Source organism: Psychrobacter sp. TB20-MNA-CIBAN-0197 (assembly GCF_040309765.1).
Classification (GTDB): domain Bacteria; phylum Pseudomonadota; class Gammaproteobacteria; order Pseudomonadales; family Moraxellaceae; genus Psychrobacter; species Psychrobacter submarinus.
Genome location: NZ_JBEOPC010000057.1, coordinates 1 through 2,683, shown reverse-complemented (window position 1 = coordinate 2,683; position 2,683 = coordinate 1). Strand labels below are relative to the sequence as shown.

General features: G+C 40.0%; 2 protein-coding genes. Both read right to left on the bottom strand.

The window, feature by feature from the left end; translation table 11 throughout:
* Positions 1–660: 660 nt before the first annotated feature.
* Complete coding sequence (gene lspA, locus AAEY83_RS12540; protein WP_037026031.1) at positions 661–1,368, bottom strand: signal peptidase II; 708 nt, start codon at positions 1,366–1,368, stop codon at positions 661–663.
* A gap of 141 nt (positions 1,369–1,509) precedes the next feature.
* On the bottom strand, positions 1,510–2,683 hold a 1,174-nt coding region (gene ccmI / locus AAEY83_RS12535), incomplete at its 5' end, for a c-type cytochrome biogenesis protein CcmI (RefSeq protein WP_351059215.1).

The window sequence follows — 2,683 nt, the reverse complement described above, 5'->3', positions numbered from 1 at the left end:
TATGATCTTAGAATGAAGCTGTTTGCTGGTATCATTAATTCCGAGCTTAAATTATGACTTTTGCAAGAGGTCTAGTAATAAAATTCTTCATTTCATTTCTGAATGTGTCTGTATCCCGCTTACCCTCGCCTGACAAACGATGGTAATTATTATAGTCCGCTTCAAATTTCTTTGAGCGCACGATAGGAGGCTGCGCAAAATTCATCCCAGTAGTGCTATGACATTTTTAGAGTGTATCGACTATATAAGGGTAAGACTTTTTAATGCGGCACTTTGTTTTTTTCTAAGATTATGTATTTGTTTGATAGTTAGCTGAGCATGTGACACTATATTATCCTTTTGTTATTTCAATAAATAATTTAGGCGGTATTCAATGTCTTTATAATAATGGCCCTGTCCAGAGCTTTGAAGTACTGGTTTTTGTCATCTACCACTTAGCACGTCACGCCTTCGTCTAGCCACTTCAAAATCATCCTGCGTTCACTCGCATACAATTATGCATTGGGTTTTGGGATATAGAATGAGAGAGTATTTGTATTAATCATATATCACCTTCCAGTTCGCATTTTTATAAACACACTTGAGTATAAAAAGTATCTTTCCGTATAGAGCAGCTATGACGCTAGTTCTTTTTATTTGTACTGATCAATATTCACTTGTTTATTCATTACGCTTACTTTCCAAAAATATCATATCAATTATAATCAACGCTACACCGACACAGACACCTATATCTGCAACATTGAAAATAGGATAATTCCAGACATCAGCATAATGCACATGGATAAAGTCAACCACTTTGCCAATTCTTAAACGATCGATTAAGTTGCCAATCGCACCGCCAAGCACTAAGGCCAACCCCATAGACAATAGCTTGGCTGTACGTGGCGCTTTGATTAAATAAATCGTTAAAAAGATAGCCATTACAAAAGCTAAGCCTGAGAAAAACCATTTCTGCCAACCGCCAGCGTCGGCTAAAAAGCTAAATGCTGCCCCATAGTTATAAGCGAGTGTCCAGTTGAGAAATGGTTCAATGACCGGTACGGGGTCATTGAACGCTAATTTGGTTTGGGCCAACCACTTAGTCCATTGATCAAGTATTAACACCATTATCGCCAACAAATACCAGATAAAAGCGCGACTGCCATTGGCAACCATTTTTGGCATTTTATCCAACTTACCTTTAGGTGTTATCGAGTTGCCTGAAGTCACGTACATAGCTTTAGGCGTATGATTCATGGTTTTAGAGTCAATCGATTGATGAGTACTACTCACAGCTATAGGTACTTTATTGTCAGCAATATTAGTACTAGCCGATTCAACGCTATTCAATTTAGTACTATCTAATCTGTCGGTAGATTCAGTCATAGTTGTTTTCTTTATCTGTGTTTATACAATGAACAATGTTAAACGTATATGTTTTTGGTATACGACTATTAATCGCGCCACTTTTATAAACGGCTCCACTTACCGCTCTGGTGTTATGAAACTTACGGTAATAATTTTTTATTAGGGAATCTGTTGATTGATTTCAACATTAACCTGAGTCTGTTCAGCGCTAATCACTATAGGATTACCCGATAAGTCGCCTGACTCTGCTATGGCATTACCGCTATGACTAATACGAGCAACGACTGCTAACTGAGTTTTGTCACTACGAGCTGAATTTAACGTGCGATCTGGCATCATCGCATCAAGATTGCTTAAGCGGATACTAGCCTCACCTTGCTTGATAATACTAATGGGTAAACGTTTGGCGGCAAACGGTGGACCTCCTTTAACGTCACGTATCGCAACAAACAACACATCATCAGCTTTCACTAACGGTAATAAATTAGCGTTAATTTTCACTGTCACGTCAATACCTTCTAGCGCTTGCTTTTCTTGCGTGCTAACGTAGTTGCTTAACTCATCTAAGCTTGCTAAAGCTTTAGTATGATCACCTGGTTTGGCCACAATGCTGCCTTGTAAGCGTTTAATCCAACCTTGCGCTTGGGCAAAGTTACTACTACGAGTCTCACCCATTGCCATGAGCATTTGAGCCCGTTCATGCTGCGGATTCTTAGCTAATATAGCTTGTAATACACGGCGAATATTGGCGTCTAACTGACCTTCATTAACGAAAAAGCTAGTCTGAGCATAAGTGGTGGCGATTTCTTCATTTTCAGGAGCTAAACGATAGGCACGAGATAAGGCTTCCAGCGCAGAATCAGTTGCCTCCATAGATAAGAAAAGCTCGGATAGGCGCATCCAGCGATTAGGATCATCAGCATTACGATGAACATTGGTTTGCATGGCGCTAATCAGTTGACGACCATCTTCAAACGCCCATGATGGCGGCTTGTCAATTTTAGCTGTCAATAGGTCGTCAGCCACTTGTCCTACTTTGTCCTCAGCTGTCCACAAATCAAACACGGGCGTACGATTGCCTATTAGTAAATACGCCATTGCAGCCAATATTGGGATCCAAGCTGCGACAATTAAACGGCTTTTGACATCAGGGGTGACCATAGGTGTTATCTGACGCTGCACATCTAATAGCTGACGCTCCAGTTCCAGCTTTTGATTTTGATAATGGCTATTATTAATAGTACCGCTGTCTTTATCTGTTTGTAGCTCAGCTAAACGTTCGCGAAATACTGCAACATTAATATCTAGCAGTTGATTGTCTATTGGTTTGGAC

Excerpts from the sequence above, each read along its gene's own strand:
- lspA (WP_037026031.1), bottom strand. The coding sequence starts at position 1,368 with ATGACTGAATCTACCGACAGATTAGATAGTACTAAATTGAATAGCGTT.